Here is a 13,633-nt window from a genome sequence, read left to right as displayed (position 1 = left end):
CCGATCAGTCCTTCTTGAGCGCCGCAAGCGCAGCGAACGGACCGCTGGCAACGTCGCCGCCGAGATTGTGCTCGGCGCGCGCCCTGTCGGCATCCGGCCCTTCGGCAAACGGATCGATCGCCAGCGCCAGGCTCTGCGCCACGGCCTCGCCCAGATCGAAGCTGGTGCCCTCGAATTCGATCTCGTCGCAATCGTCGGCGGTGATCTCGATTTCCTCGTCGGGATCGTGGGCCGCGCCGGGGGGGACGAAGCGCAGCGCGATGGGTTCGCTGATCGTCACCGGGAAGTCCTCGCCCGAGATGGCGCAGGCCTGCATGATGGAGGCGTCGAGATGGCCCTTGGCCTCCACGGAGTTGCCCTCCTGCCGCAACGAGATGGTCGCTTGCATGGCTTTCACCTCCGAGAGTTGGAAACGCGCAGCAAGACGCTTGCGCTCCGCCTCGGTCGGCTCAAGCACGATGGGTTCATCGTTCACCTGTCGGATGTCAATGATGCGCGAAAACTCCGGATTCATGGTCATTTTCCGATCTCCGCATCGAGAACGCGGAATGCCGGCACGAGGTCCAGCCCGGCGGCGAAAGCGCGCACGCGCCGCGTCAGCAGCAGCGGATCGATGCCGTCGTGCAGGGTCACGTTGCGACTGATCGCCTCGGCCATCAGCGCCTCGTCCCGCGATGCCAGCGCCTCGCGATAGGCACCCAGGCGCCCGCCCAGCACGCTCATCAGCTGGCCGACCCGCTTGCCCACGATCACGTCGCCCACGCCACTTTCGCGCAGCTGGCCGTCCATGTCCTCAACGAACAGTTCGGTCAGCCGCACCGAAGGCTCGACGAGTTCCGCGTCGCGCTCCATGCGGATCAGCACGACCGACAGGATCAGCGTGATCATGTCGAATCGCCCGCCCACCGTGTCGGCCACGCCGCAATCCCGGTACCACTCCTTCTCGCGCGCGATCTCCACCGTGCGGTGCCACAAGGGCCGCGCCACGGCACGATCGTCCTGCTTGCGTCCGAACAGCTTGGTAAGAAGCGACATCTCGGCATTCCTTGGCGTTCCGCCCGTTCAGGGGCGATTAAATCTCGGCCGTCCAGCAGGCTGCTTGCGGGCGGCATTGCGGTATTCCAGATTGGACCCTAAGGGTCGCCCAATTGGTCTCGGCGATATAGGCTGTGCATTCCCGATGCAAACGGGCATGACGGCGATAAGTGAAGAGCGGAGTTTGCGAATGCGGAACATGCGGCTGATGGTGCAGGGTGCGGCGGTGCTCGCCCTCGGCGTAGCCGCGTCCGGCTGCGCCAGCATCAAGGACCATCGCGGCTATATCATCGACGAAGCGCTGGTCGCTTCGGTCCAGCCCGGCGTCGACAACAAGCTCTCCGTCGAACGCACGCTGGGCCGCCCGACCTTCACCAGCCAGTTTGGCCGCCAGACCTGGTACTACGTTGCCCAGAACACCCGGCAGCGCCCGTTCACCCGTCCGCAAACCTCGGACCAGAGCGTCATCGTCGTCGATTTCGACGCGCGCGGCAATGTCAGCACGCTGGCCCGCCAGGGCATGGAGAAGGTCGTCCGCCTTTCGCCTGAAAGCGACAAGACGCCGACCCTCGGGCGTGACCGCAGCTTCTTCCAGGACCTGTTCGGCAACATCGGCGCGGTTGGCGCCATCCCCGGCGGCGCGGGCGGCGGTGCGCCCACCGGCACCGGTCCCAACGGCAGCTGAGGCTCCGGCGCTTGAATTCGCCGCCGCGCTCCTCATATCGCGGCGATGGACGACAGCAGGGCGAGCCACGGCCTTATCCAGTGGCACGGCACCACCATCATCGGGGTGAAGAAGAACGGCCGCACCGTCATTGCGGGTGACGGTCAGGTTTCCATGGGCAACACGGTGATGAAGCCGAACGCCCGCAAGGTCCGCCGGATCGGGGACGGCAAGGTCATCGCTGGTTTTGCAGGCGCCACTGCCGACGCCTTCACCCTGTTCGAACGGCTCGAGCGCAAGCTCGAACAGCATCGCGGACAGCTCATGCGCGCCGCGGTTGAGCTCGCCAAGGACTGGCGGACCGACAAGTACCTGCGCAATCTCGAAGCGCTGATGATCGTCGCCGATGCCGAGACCATGCTGATCCTCACCGGCAATGGCGACGTGCTCGAACCCGAAGCGGGAATTGCCGCGATCGGCTCGGGCGGCAACTATGCCCTCGCCGCCGCGCGCGCCCTGACCGACTACGAAGACGATGCCGAAAAGATCGCCCGCCGCGCCATGCAGGTGGCCGCCGAAGTCTGCGTCTTCACCAACGACCGCGTGACGGTCGAGGAAATCTGATGCTCGATTCCCTTACCCCCAAAGCCATTGTCCGCGCGCTGGACGAACACATCGTCGGCCAGACCGATGCCAAGAAGGCTGTCGCCGTGGCCCTGCGCAATCGCTGGCGCCGCCAGCGCCTGTCGGCAGACCTGCGCGACGAGGTTTCGCCGAAGAACATCCTGATGATCGGGCCGACGGGCTGCGGCAAGACCGAGATCAGCCGCCGCCTCGCCAAGCTGGCCGATGCCCCGTTCGTGAAGGTCGAGGCGACCAAGTTCACCGAGGTCGGCTATGTCGGCCGCGACGTGGAACAGATTGCCCGCGATCTGGTCGAAGAGGCGATCCGGCTCGAGAAGGAACGCCGCCGCGAGGCCGTGCGCGATGCCGCGAGCAAGGCGGCAATGGACCGCCTGCTCAAGGCGCTGGTCGGCGATGGCGCCAGCGAAGCCACGCGCGAAAGCTTCAAGGCAAGGCTGGCCGATGGCTCGATGAACGACGTCGAAGTCGAGATCGAGGTCGAGGACGCACCATCCGCGCCGATGGAGATTCCCGGAATGCCCGGCGGCATCGGCATGATCAACCTGTCGGACATGATGGGCAAGGCGTTCGGCAAGCAGAACCTCAAGCGCCGCAAGATGCGCGTGGCCGATGCCTGGGACAAGCTGGTCGATGAAGAAGCCGAAAAGCGCATGGACCAGGACGACGTCGCGCGCGAGGCGATCCGCAATGCCGAAACCAACGGCATCGTCTTCCTCGACGAGATCGACAAGATCGCGGTTTCGGACGTGCGCGGCGGTTCGGTCAGCCGCGAGGGCGTCCAGCGCGACCTGCTGCCGCTGATCGAGGGCACGACGGTTGCCACCAAGTATGGCCCGATGAAGACGGACCACGTGCTGTTCATTGCCTCGGGCGCGTTCCACGTGGCCAAGCCCAGCGACATGCTGCCCGAACTGCAGGGCCGCCTGCCGATTCGTGTAGAGCTCAAGGCACTGTCCGAGGACGATTTCGTGCGCATTCTTTCGGAAACGCGCGCCAATCTCGTCGAACAGTACCGCGCGCTGATCGCCACGGAGAACGTCACGCTCGATTTCACGCCCGAGTCCATCCGCGCCATTGCCCGCACCGCGGCGCAGGTGAACGAAAGCGTCGAGAACATCGGCGCCCGCCGCCTGCAGACGGTGATGGAAAAGCTGCTTGAGGAGGTAAGCTTCGATGCCGAAGACCGCACCGGCGAGACGGTGACGGTGGACGAGGCCTACGTCGCCGAAAAGCTCGCAAACCTTGCCGGCAATGCGGACCTTTCGAAGTACATCCTGTGACCGTCGGACAGTGAACGTGCGGCTCGTCCCGGCTACGCAGACGCATTTCGCGCTTCTGCTTGACGGGCAGCCGCCAGAGCCGGAGGTTGCCTTGCCGGACACGCCGGTGGCCGAACCGGAAGTGCTCGCGATGCTGGCTGGGCTGGCCGAGGCTGTCAGCGCGCTGTTCACACCCTCGGCGTGGCTGATCGTGGCAGGTGACGAACTCGTCGGCCTGATGTCCGTCACGTCCGTGCTCGACGAGGGACGGCTGCAGATCGGTTACGGCGTGGCGCCGGGCTCGCAAGGGCGCGGCCACGCTTCGGCAGCAGTGGCGGCCTTGGTCGGTTGGGCGCAATCGGACGATCGCGTCAAAGCGCTTTACGCAGAAACGCGCACTGACAACATCGCCTCGCAGCGCGTGCTGGAGCGGGGCGGCTTTGTAAGGACCGGCGAGCGGCTTGACGAGGAGGACGGCGCGCTGTTCTGTTGGCAGGTAGATTGCTGAGGACCCGCATGTACAACACGCCCGAAGACCGCCCCGTATACCGCCTGCTCACCGGCAAGGACGACCGCGCCTTTTGCGAGCGTGTGTCCGAGGCCTTGGCGCAAGGGTGGCGGCTCTATGGCTCGCCGTCGATGACCTATGACGGCGGCATGGACTGCATCAAGGTGGCGCAGGCCGTGGTGTGGCACGAGGCAGACGTGCTCAAGTAAGGCTCCGCTCACGCAGCAACGGCCGGGGTTATGCCCGACCGCTGCCCGTAAGACGATGGATTACCGATCAATACGTTGCCGGCGGATCGCTCGCCGGAAAGCTCTCGTCCGAGGCCTGGTCGACCTTGTCCCAGCGCTTGGGGTCCGATCGCATGCCCTCGGTCCCGGCACTGCGCACTTTGGCGAAATTCCCGCCAGCATCTTCGCCCTGCGCGAAAGCGGCCGGTGCCTGTTCGTCGCGGTTCTTTTGCGCCACGCGCCAGATCGCATATCCCGCCGCTCCTGCGACGGCCCATTGCAGCAGGCTCATTACTCGTCTCCTGATTGGCGGAAGGCTCGCGGCCTTCCTTCTCAATCAGGCAAACGCGCCAAGCCCGGAAAGGTTCAGGCCCGAATAGCTCAGGGCACCTGAACCGGGCGCGGAGTATTGGTCGGACGCGGGCGCGCGCCTGCCGCTGCCGGGTCGTTGCCATCGCGGCGGCCGGTGGCGCGGTTGAGGAAATCATCGTTCGCTGCCTGCGGCACCTCCGGCGGCACCCCCTCGGGCGGTGCATTGGGGTCAATCGCACCCTCGTCGCCACGCCGGCGCGAGGGATCGACCAGGTTGCCCTGCTCGTCGACATAGAAGTAGTCGTCGGGATTGCCCTGCATCGCCTCGTCATCGGGTTCGAGCTGCCATTCCGGCAGCTTGAGCTCGGTGTCGAACTGTTCGACCGGGCGCTTGCGCGTCGCGACCTTCATGTAGGCGGCGAAGGCCCGCGCCGGTGCGGCGCCGCCCTGCAGGCCGGGCACGGCCTTGGCATCATCGCGGCCCATCCACACCCCGGTGGTGATCCCGCTCGAAAAGCCGAGGAACCAGCCGTCCTTGTTCGACGAGGTCGTGCCGGTCTTGCCGGCAACCGGCCTGCCGATCTGCGCAGCGCGGCCCGTGCCGATGTTGACTGCGGTCTGCATCAGGTCGGTCATCGCGGCAGCGACATAGGGCGGGACGAGCTGCTGCGCGGTTTCCGTGCGGTGGGTGTAGAGCACTTCGCCGTCGGTCGTCGTCACCTTGCGGATGCCGTAGGGCGTTACCGACATGCCCTTGGCCTGAACCGAGGCGAACGCGCGCACCATGTCGATCACGCGCGCTTCGGACGATCCCAGGACCATCGAAGGCAGGGTGTTGATCGGCGTGGTGATGCCAAAGCGGCGCGCCATGTTGGCCACGGTGCCGAAGCCCACTTCATTGCCAAGCTGCGCCGCAACCGTGTTCTTGGAATAGGCAAAGGCGGTGCGGAGGTCGATCTCGCCGGCATAGCGGTTGCCATCGTTGCGCGGCGTCCAGCCATCGATCGTCACCGGCTCGTCGACCACGCGGTCATCCGGCGTGTAACCGGCCTCGAGTGCCGAAAGGTAGACGAACAGCTTCCACGCCGAACCGGGCTGGCGCACCGCATTGACCGCACGGTTGTAGTTCGAGCTCACATAGTCCGTGCCGCCGACCATGGCGAGGACCGCGCCGTCGCGATCAAGCGAGACCAGTGCGCCCTGTGCGCCCTTCGGTGCAAATCCCGCCACGGCACTGGTCGCCGCCTTCTGCGCGATCGGATCGAGCGTGGTCCACACTTCGATCGGCTTGTCGTTCTCGGGCAGGATCAGGTCGAGCTGCGGCAGCGCCCAGTCGGTGAAATAGCGCGCGGAGTTCTGGCCTGCGCTGTCCGAGACCATCTTCACGGCCTTGAGGTCCACGCTCTGCGCTTCCTGCGCGGTCAGCACGCCCGCGCTCTGCATCGTCTGCAGAACCACGCCGGCGCGGCCCACGGCGGCATCGGCATCGGCCGTGGGCGAATAGCGTGACGGGGCCTTGACCAGTCCGGCAATGATCGCCGCCTCGGGCAGCGTGATTTCCTCGCCCGAATGGCCGAAGAATTTCCGGGCCGCGCTGTCAATGCCATAGGCACCGCCGCCGAAGTAGACCTTGTTGAGGTAGAGCTCGAGGATCTGGTCCTTCGAGAACTTCTGTTCGAGCGCCAGCGCCAGCACCCATTCGCGCGCCTTGCGGCCGAAGGTCTTGGTGTTGTTGAGGAAGATGTTGCGGGCAAGCTGCTGCGTGATCGTCGATCCGCCCTGCCGCCACGTGCCGCTTTCCACGCGCACCATCAGCGAGCGGACGATGCCGATCGGGTCCACGCCCCAATGGCTGCGATAGCGCCGGTCCTCGACCGAGATCATCGCATCCTTCATGTCCTGCGGGATGCGCTCGTAGGGGATCCATTTGCCGTAGCTCGGCCCCAGGGTCACGATCTCGGACCCGTCGGCGGCACGCACCACGATCATCTGGCCGGTCTGGCTCGATTTCAGTTCGCCATAGCCGGGCAGCGAGCGCACCGTGACGGCAACCGCCACCACCAGCCCGATCGTGCCGAGCAGCGCAAATCCGGCACCCCACGCAAGAAGCCGCCGGGCCCATCGGCCCAGCATCGATCTGCTCTTGGGTTGCGGCTCCGACCTGCCGCCCTCGGGGCGGCGGGGAATGTCCCGTCTGGCCATCAGTCTTGTACCGCTTCCCTCATTCTCGGCCTCGTTCCGGCATCGGCGCAGGCCGTCCACGCAAATCTGCAGCCCTTTGCATAGGGCAGTTGTAACGCAGGGTTAACCGCAAAATCGGCGAACGGCCAATGCCGTCGGTTCAACTCAGTCCTTCGGGGTGAAGTCGAGCGAGGCGCTGTTCATGCAATAGCGCAAGCCGGTGGGGTTCGGACCATCGGGAAACACGTGGCCAAGGTGCCCGTCGCAGCGGGCGCAGCGCACCTCGGTGCGGACCATGCCGTGCGAGCGATCGACGATCTCCTCGACCGCCTCGGCTTCGACCGGGGCATAGAAGCTCGGCCAGCCCGAACCGCTGTCGTACTTGGTGTCGGACGTGAACAGCGGCGCGCCGCAGCCGGCACAATGGTACTCGCCGGGTGCCTTGTTCTTCTCGTAAGCCCCGGTGAACGCACGCTCGGTGCCGCCCTGGCGCAGGATCTGGTACTGCTCGGGCGAAAGACGCTCGCGCCATTCGGCGTCGGTCAGGTTCATCTTGTCAGGCATCGGGGATCTCCTTTGCCGCCAATATGGGAAGCCCCGCCGCCCGGCTCAATAGTGCGATTTTTCCTGCGGCTTGGCGAATTCATAGCAGCGCGCGATGTCGTACTTGTCGACCCCGCCCTTGCCGTCTGCCGCCTCGGCCGTCATCGCCTCGCGCGCTTCGGCCAGCGTGCGGTCTGCATCGTCGCCACTGCCACCGGCGGCGATGATCGCCTCGCGCTCGCGCGATGAAAGCACGGATTCCAGCGTCTTGAGGTCCTGCGCCGAAGTGCTCATCCCTTCGCGGGCATGGACCTCACTGTAGGCGAGGCCGAGGATCGCGGCGCATTGCTTCAGCGTCGGCGCGACCAGCGGCGGCACGGTGGCGTCAAGCCGGGCAAGGCAAGGCTTCGCGAGCGCCGACAGCGCCTTGTCGGGATCGGGCGCAGTCTGCAGCGCCTGAACCTGCACGGCGATCAGGTCGCGCACCTGCTCACGGGTCAGGGCACCTTCCTTCATTGCGCGTTCGCCCGTGTCAGCGAAGAAGGTCTTGCCGCGCAACGCCAGCGGCGGCCAGCCTTCCAGCGCATCCCCCCCCGATTGTTCGAGTGCAACAATGGCAAAGGCAGCCGCACAGCGCAGATCGTCGCGGCCTTGGGCGGTGAGCTGCGGCGCGGCCAAGGCCTGTGCCCCGGCCTGTGCCGGCACAAATCCAACTGTCAGGGGCAGAAGGGCAACTCTGGCGAGCAGGGCGGTAACTCTGAGGGGCAAAGGCATGGCAGGAGCATAGCGAAAAAAGGGGCCGCGAACAGACGTGCTGTTCACGGCCCATGTGACCTTCACGGTCAGGGATTGCGCACTCGGCAGGGTATCGAGAGGGAGTGCGCGCTGGAGACTGGTACTGGACTTATCCGGCCGCGGCCTCGTTGCAGCGGGCGAGGTCCTCGGCCGCCAAGTCACCCTGCGGGGTGGCGAAGCGGGCGACGGGGCCGACCTTCTGGGCGAGGCGGGCGCAGACGATCACCGGGCGCGAGGTGTCGCGCGGGGCGGAGCATTCGGCGCCTTCGCACTTCCACAGCACGCCCTTCTGGATGACCTTCTGCATGCCGTCCATCGGACGGGTCAGCGTGGCCGAATAGAACGCGCCGCCGGTGTTGGCGCGGGCCGTGTTGGCGGTGACCGCAAAGCTGAAGGTGGTGCCGACCAGTGCAAGGACTGCCGGGAGGAGCTGGCGCATGGCGCTGCTGGAATTTGCTGAGATCATCGTTCTTCCCCTGAATTACCTTGTTAAGGGCGTCGGAAATTGCGGGGTTCTGGAGAGGATGCTATTTCCGTTGCGAATCGCTACCTATCAATATAGGTTTCAGGTTGCAACTAGAAACTTAAACAGGTGCCGCAGATGGGTTATGCAGAAGACGATATGGACAAACTGCGCGAACCCTTGGGTGAAATTGCCCAGTGCGGCCTTCCCCTTGCCCTCGAAGCGATGGGGGAACGCTGGTCGTTCATGATCCTGCGCGCCGCCTTCAACGGGGTGCGCCACTTCGAGGATTTCCTCGAAGCGCTGGGCATCGCCCGGAACATCCTGTCGAACCGCCTGTCAAGGCTGGTCGAGGCCGGCATACTCAAGCGCGAACACTGCGCCGATGATCGCCGTCGCATCGAATACCGCCTGACGCCGAAGGGTCTGGACCTCCTCCCCGCAATGCTGGCCCTGCGCCAGTGGGGCGAGAAGTGGGAACTTGGCGTGCCCGCCAATCCGGTCCTGTGCGACAATCGCGACGGCAGGCCGATTGCGGCAATCGGCATTCTTTCGCACGATGGCCGCAAGCTCACTCCTGACGACCTGACCTGGCGCGATCGGGGCGAGATCGAAGCCGAGCCAAAGCCTGCCGCATTTCGCGAGGTTGGCTGAAGGGTCTTCAGAAAAGAGGGACTTCAGGAAAAAGGGCCAAGAGAAAAAAGGCCAAGAGAAAAAAGGACCGCCGGACTAGCGACGGTCCCTTGAGTTTGACCCGGTGGGGGACTGGATCCGCCGGGTTTGCAAGCTGCCGGGATCAGCGGACAGCAAGATCAGTCTTGGAATTCTTGGCGGCCAGCGCAGTGGCCTTCACTTCGGCCTTGGCGCGGCGGGCATCGGCCATCGATCGGGCAAAACAATCGCGTGCCGCTTCCCATTCGCTGGTCGGCAGGTCCGCCTTGTTCAGGCCACAGATGTCCTTGGCGGCATGACGAAGGCGGGCGTTGAGCTGGGCCTCGCCCTGCTTGGTGGTAAGATCGAGATCGGAGTAGCCAACGAGGCGCGTGCCGGCGAAGGCAGGCTGGCTGGCGGAAAGGGCGAGGCCGAGGAGGCCGGCGGAGAACAGGGTCTTGGCAAACATGGCAACTTCCTTCGACACGGGTGCCGGCTGGGGACCGGCCTTGGGGGGGCGTTTCAGCGGCTGGTCCGGCTCTTCCGGTGCACCGCATGCATTTTCGCTACGCCCGGTCGTCGATGAAATCTTGCGCGTCTCGACCAGCTTTCCGTTACGAACGACAAGTGTTTAGCCCGTCCGACGAAACGCAATGTCCACTCCACGAACTGCAGGTGTGACAATCCTGCGGCGATTCCCTAAAGGTCTCGTCCAGTCCATGGCGATTCTGATCACTTTCCTTCTGGGCATCGGCAACTTCGCGCTGCACCGCGCCATGCTGGATAGCGGGCACCCCCTGCTGGCCCGGCTGCCGTGGATGGTTCACGCCCTTGGCGGCCGCTTCACGCTGATGCTGGAATTCCTGCTGCTGCTGGGGGCGCTGCTGTTTGCCTCCGAAGGCGTGGTCAGCGGCCCGATCGCCTACGTCATCTATTCCATGCTCAACAGCTTCTCGGCCTGGCTGATCCTGACAGACCGCGTTTAGAGCAGCCGCTGCGGAACCGCCGCGCCTGCTACCGGTTCTGCCGGTGATGACGCTCTCTCCTCTCTGGCTCGTGACGAACGCCGCAAGCGGCAGCAACAGCGATGCAGCGGTCGACGATCTCGTCGCCTCGCTCTCGGCCGCCGGGTGCGCGCCGACGCGGGTCATCCGCTTTCCCGACGAGGACCTGCCGACGCGCGCGCAGCTTGAAGCAGAGGGGATCGCGACGCTTGCCGTCTTCACCGGCGACGGCACGATCAATGCCTCCGCTTCCGCGCTCGAAGGCTGGGGCGGTGGCTTGCTCGTCCTTCCCGGCGGCACGCAGAACCTCCTGTCGAAGTCTCTCCACGGCGACGTTCCGGCAGAGGAAGTGACCGGCAAGCTCGGCACGGCGCGACGCGTGCGGCGACAGGCGCTGCGCACTTCGCAAGGCGTCGCCCTGATCGAACTGCTGGCCGGCCCCGGCGCGATGTGGGCCGACGTGCGCGAAAGCGTGCGCGATCTCGACCTGCCCACCATTGCCGAGACTTTCACAACGGCCCTGCGCGAAACCCGCGAAGGACCGGGCGTTCGCCTCGCCGCACCCGCAACCGCCGCGCGGCCCGAAGGCTACCGCGCCGTGCGCATGGCCCCGCTCGAAGGGGACAGCATGGAAGTGGACGGATACGACTTTTCCGACTGGGGCGAGTTCGCCGCGCAAGGCTTTGCCATGCTGGTGAAGCGCGATTTCCGGCAGGGCCCGCATGACGAACTCGGCCAATGTTCGTTGGCAACGCTGGAAAGCGACGGCCCGATCGCCATGATGATCGACGGCGAACGGCGCAAAGGCAGCATGCGCGAAGAGGTTGCCTGCGAGGAATTCGCGCTCGACTTCCTCTCGACTATCACGCCTGGCAACACACCCGGCGCTTGACCGCAGCGGGCCCAGCGACGATCACCCCAGCGCCATGACCCGCCTGTTTCACATCAGCGATATCCATTTCGGCCTCGAAGACCGGCGCGCCCTCGATTGGGTGGCGCAATGCATCGCGCGCGAGAAGCCCGATGCCGTGGCGATCACCGGCGATCTGACGATGCGGGCCCGGCACCGCGAATTCACCGCCGCCTGCCACTGGATCAAGGCTTTGGACGTGCCGGTCACGGTCGAAGTGGGCAACCACGACCTGCCCTACTTCAACCTGATCGAACGCTTCGTCGATCCCTACCGCCGCTTCCGCTCGATCGAAGGCGTGCTGGAGCGGGAGCTGCCCATCCCCGGCGCGAAGATCGTGCCGCTGAAGACAACCGCACGCGCGCAGCTCCGCCTGAACTGGTCGAAAGGCACGGTCGGCAAGGCCGCGCTGGCACAGACCCTTGCCGCGATCGACGCCCTGCCAGCGGGCACCCGCGCCATCGTTGCCTGCCATCACCCGCTGGTCGAGGCGGGCACGCGTGGCAAGGCGCTGACCCGCGGCGGCAACCATGCGCTGGCCGAACTGGCCCGGCGCAACGTGCTCGCCGTGCTGTCAGGCCACGTCCACGATGCGTTTGACCTGATCCACCCCACCGCCAACGGGCCGGTGCGGATGATCGGCGCGGGCACGCTCAGCCAGCGCGTCCGCTCCACCCCACCCAGCTTCAACGAACTGACGCTGGATGGCGACAATATCACTGTCCGCGTGCGCAACCTCGAACACGTGCCCACCCGCGACATGCTGATCGACGACGTGCCCGAAAATGCGCTCCCGCCCCGGACCCAGGGCGAACCGGTGGCGCCGGTCGCCGCCATACCGGCGAACGATCCGCCGGTTCATTGAACGAACACTTCTCAGGCACTGTCCTGAGTAAACGCTCGTATGCACTTTTGGGCATTGTTTGGCGATCGGCCGCTAGATGCGGTCAGGTCAGGGATTGTCGCATCCGTTCTTGTCGCGCTGCTGATCCCTTCAGGCGGGAGTCGGTGTCGCAATGCTTGAGTGGTTTGAACAAAAGGCGCCGATCCGCCTGAAATTTCGCGCCCTGCTGGTCGCATATACCCTGCTGTCGGTTGTCGGACTGACCGGCACTGCGCTCGCCGCCTTCGACATGGCGCCGGTCTGGGCGTGCCTCGGCCTGGGCCTGGCATCACTAGTGGCGATCATGGTGACGACGGAGATCGCACGGGAGCGCATATGCGCCCCCTATGTGAACACCGTCGTGCGCATGGAAGCCCTGGCCGCAGGCGATACCGAAAGCGAGATCTGGTACACCAATTACCGCGACTGCGTGGGACGGATGACCAAGGCCATGGCCACCTTCAGCGAGAACGCCATAGAGATCCGCAAGGCCCGGGCGGCACAGGAAATTGTCGTCAGAACGCTCAAGTCATCGCTGAGCGAGCTGGCCGACAACCGCCTTGACTGCCAGATTCGTGACCCGCTTCCGGGGGGCTACGACGACTTGCGCAGCGATTTCAATCGGGCTGTGGACGCACTGGGCAAGGCCATCAGCAGCGTTCATCAAGCCGCCCTCAGCGTGATGAGCGGCTCGGATGAGATCAACGCGGCATCGAACGACCTCGCCCGTCGCAACGAACAGCAAGCGGCCAGCATCGAGCAGACATCGGCATCGCTCAACCTGGTCACTCAGGGCGTGAACGCCATGGCGCAGTCGGCCCACGAAGCGCGGGACGCGATCGCGCAGGCGCAGGGCGAGGCGATCGAAGCCGGAAGCGTCGTCGATAAGGCCGTCGAAGCGATGTCGGCCATCGCGGTTTCCGCAGACCAGATCGCCCAGATCGTCGGCCTGATCGATGGCATCGCCTTCCAGACCAACTTGCTGGCGCTCAACGCCGGCGTCGAGGCGGCCCGCGCGGGCGATGCCGGCAAAGGCTTTGCCGTGGTCGCCACGGAAGTCCGTGCATTGGCGCAACGGTCGGCCGATGCGGCGCAGGAGATCCGCGCGCTGATCTCGAAATCCGGCGAACAGGTGACTTCGGGCGTGAGCCTTGTCAGCCAGACCGGATCGGTTCTGGTCGGCATCGTCAATCGCGTGAGCGAGATCAACGACCTGGTCTCGCAGATCGCGGCCACGGCCCGCGAGCAGGCGAACAGTCTGGACACCGTGAACCAGACCGTCGCAGACGTCGACCGGGTGACGCAGCAGAATGCGGCGATGGTCGAAGAGTCGACGGCTGCGGCCCGTTCGCTGTCGCGCGAGGCTGCCGAGCTGACCGAGGTGGTGCAGCGGTTCGCCGGGGGGCAGGACAATGTCGCCGCGATCCGCCCCGCAGCGCCGGCCCCCTCGTTGCACGCCGCCCCGCTTGCGGCATCCCCCTACCGCAGTACCGGCAATGCTGCCCTGAAACTTGAACCGGAGAACGACTGGTCGGAATTCTGACGACCTGTCG

Annotated in this window: 18 protein-coding genes; 10 read left to right on the top strand and 8 right to left on the bottom strand. The window is 65.5% G+C overall.

Features of this window, described 5'->3' with window-relative positions; translation table 11 throughout:
* Positions 1 to 4: 4 nt before the first annotated feature.
* Together HGI46_RS10930 and HGI46_RS10925 are read right to left on the bottom strand one after the other, a co-directional pair.
* A complete protein-coding gene (locus HGI46_RS10930; RefSeq protein WP_346766710.1) occupies positions 5 to 475 on the bottom strand; it encodes a DUF177 domain-containing protein in 471 nt (156 codons plus the stop codon).
* A gap of 41 nt (positions 476 to 516) precedes the next feature.
* The gene (locus HGI46_RS10925) at positions 517 to 1,035 is read right to left on the bottom strand and encodes a ubiquinol-cytochrome C chaperone family protein (RefSeq protein WP_118072914.1); all 519 of its coding nucleotides are present in this window, start codon (positions 1,033 to 1,035) and stop codon (positions 517 to 519) included.
* A gap of 190 nt (positions 1,036 to 1,225) precedes the next feature.
* Between HGI46_RS10925 and bamE the strand changes: the two genes are divergently transcribed.
* The 5 genes from bamE to HGI46_RS10900 are packed head-to-tail and all read left to right on the top strand — an operon-like array spanning position 1,226 to position 4,320.
* Positions 1,226 to 1,720 (top strand): outer membrane protein assembly factor BamE, encoded by a 495-nt coding sequence (gene bamE, locus HGI46_RS10920; RefSeq protein WP_118072913.1) that lies wholly within the window; start codon positions 1,226 to 1,228, stop codon positions 1,718 to 1,720.
* 45 nt (positions 1,721 to 1,765) lie between these two features.
* On the top strand, positions 1,766 to 2,323 hold the full coding sequence (hslV, locus tag HGI46_RS10915; protein ID WP_084278476.1) for an ATP-dependent protease subunit HslV: 558 nt from the start codon (positions 1,766 to 1,768) through the stop codon (positions 2,321 to 2,323).
* Positions 2,323 to 3,624, top strand: a complete 1,302-nt coding sequence (gene hslU / locus HGI46_RS10910) for an ATP-dependent protease ATPase subunit HslU (RefSeq protein ID WP_168904153.1) — start codon at positions 2,323 to 2,325, stop codon at positions 3,622 to 3,624. Before hslV ends, hslU begins: the two co-directional genes overlap by 1 nt.
* Before the next feature lie 16 nt (positions 3,625 to 3,640).
* Positions 3,641 to 4,111: a GNAT family N-acetyltransferase gene (locus HGI46_RS10905; RefSeq protein ID WP_346766709.1), complete on the top strand. Its 471-nt coding sequence runs from the start codon at positions 3,641 to 3,643 to the stop codon at positions 4,109 to 4,111.
* 8 nt (positions 4,112 to 4,119) lie between these two features.
* Positions 4,120 to 4,320, top strand: a complete 201-nt coding sequence (locus HGI46_RS10900; protein ID WP_168904151.1) for a DUF1737 domain-containing protein — start codon at positions 4,120 to 4,122, stop codon at positions 4,318 to 4,320.
* Positions 4,321 to 4,387: 67 nt separating this feature from the next.
* Here the strand turns inward: HGI46_RS10900 and HGI46_RS10895 are convergent, their stop codons facing one another.
* The 5 genes from HGI46_RS10895 to HGI46_RS10875 form a co-directional block, all read right to left on the bottom strand.
* Positions 4,388 to 4,630, bottom strand: a complete 243-nt coding sequence (locus HGI46_RS10895; protein ID WP_168904150.1) for a hypothetical protein — start codon at positions 4,628 to 4,630, stop codon at positions 4,388 to 4,390.
* Between the two features lie 89 nt (positions 4,631 to 4,719).
* On the bottom strand, positions 4,720 to 6,852 hold the full coding sequence (locus HGI46_RS10890) for a PBP1A family penicillin-binding protein (RefSeq protein WP_168904149.1): 2,133 nt from the start codon (positions 6,850 to 6,852) through the stop codon (positions 4,720 to 4,722).
* Between the two features lie 144 nt (positions 6,853 to 6,996).
* Positions 6,997 to 7,395, bottom strand: coding sequence for a peptide-methionine (R)-S-oxide reductase MsrB (msrB, locus tag HGI46_RS10885; protein ID WP_118072907.1), 399 nt, complete (start codon positions 7,393 to 7,395; stop codon positions 6,997 to 6,999).
* A gap of 45 nt (positions 7,396 to 7,440) precedes the next feature.
* Entirely contained in the window at positions 7,441 to 8,148 is a 708-nt protein-coding gene (locus tag HGI46_RS10880) for a hypothetical protein (protein ID WP_168904148.1), read from the bottom strand.
* A 130-nt stretch (positions 8,149 to 8,278) separates the two neighbouring features.
* Entirely contained in the window at positions 8,279 to 8,635 is a 357-nt protein-coding gene (locus tag HGI46_RS10875; RefSeq protein ID WP_240344860.1) for a hypothetical protein, read from the bottom strand.
* Positions 8,636 to 8,791: 156 nt separating this feature from the next.
* On the opposite strand from HGI46_RS10875, the gene HGI46_RS10870 reads away from it, so the two are divergent.
* Positions 8,792 to 9,286, top strand: a complete 495-nt coding sequence (locus HGI46_RS10870) for a helix-turn-helix domain-containing protein (RefSeq protein ID WP_168904211.1) — start codon at positions 8,792 to 8,794, stop codon at positions 9,284 to 9,286.
* A gap of 142 nt (positions 9,287 to 9,428) precedes the next feature.
* Here the strand turns inward: HGI46_RS10870 and HGI46_RS10865 are convergent, their stop codons facing one another.
* The gene (locus HGI46_RS10865; RefSeq protein ID WP_118072904.1) at positions 9,429 to 9,752 is read right to left on the bottom strand and encodes a UrcA family protein; all 324 of its coding nucleotides are present in this window, start codon (positions 9,750 to 9,752) and stop codon (positions 9,429 to 9,431) included.
* 250 nt (positions 9,753 to 10,002) lie between these two features.
* On the opposite strand from HGI46_RS10865, the gene HGI46_RS10860 reads away from it, so the two are divergent.
* From HGI46_RS10860 to HGI46_RS10845, 4 genes are all read left to right on the top strand, one after another.
* Entirely contained in the window at positions 10,003 to 10,269 is a 267-nt protein-coding gene (locus HGI46_RS10860; RefSeq protein ID WP_168904147.1) for a hypothetical protein, read from the top strand.
* Between the two features lie 46 nt (positions 10,270 to 10,315).
* Positions 10,316 to 11,179: a diacylglycerol kinase family protein gene (locus HGI46_RS10855; protein WP_168904146.1), complete on the top strand. Its 864-nt coding sequence runs from the start codon at positions 10,316 to 10,318 to the stop codon at positions 11,177 to 11,179.
* Between the two features lie 34 nt (positions 11,180 to 11,213).
* On the top strand, positions 11,214 to 12,062 hold the full coding sequence (locus tag HGI46_RS10850) for a metallophosphoesterase (RefSeq protein ID WP_118072901.1): 849 nt from the start codon (positions 11,214 to 11,216) through the stop codon (positions 12,060 to 12,062).
* 151 nt (positions 12,063 to 12,213) lie between these two features.
* The gene (locus tag HGI46_RS10845; RefSeq protein WP_168904145.1) at positions 12,214 to 13,623 is read left to right on the top strand and encodes a methyl-accepting chemotaxis protein; all 1,410 of its coding nucleotides are present in this window, start codon (positions 12,214 to 12,216) and stop codon (positions 13,621 to 13,623) included.
* Positions 13,624 to 13,633: the final 10 nt, after the last annotated feature.

Source organism: Novosphingobium sp. ERW19 (genome assembly GCF_012641315.1).
Classification (GTDB): domain Bacteria; phylum Pseudomonadota; class Alphaproteobacteria; order Sphingomonadales; family Sphingomonadaceae; genus Novosphingobium.
The sequence above is the reverse complement of the archived record's forward strand: the minus strand, read 5'-3'. Positions and strand labels throughout refer to the sequence as shown.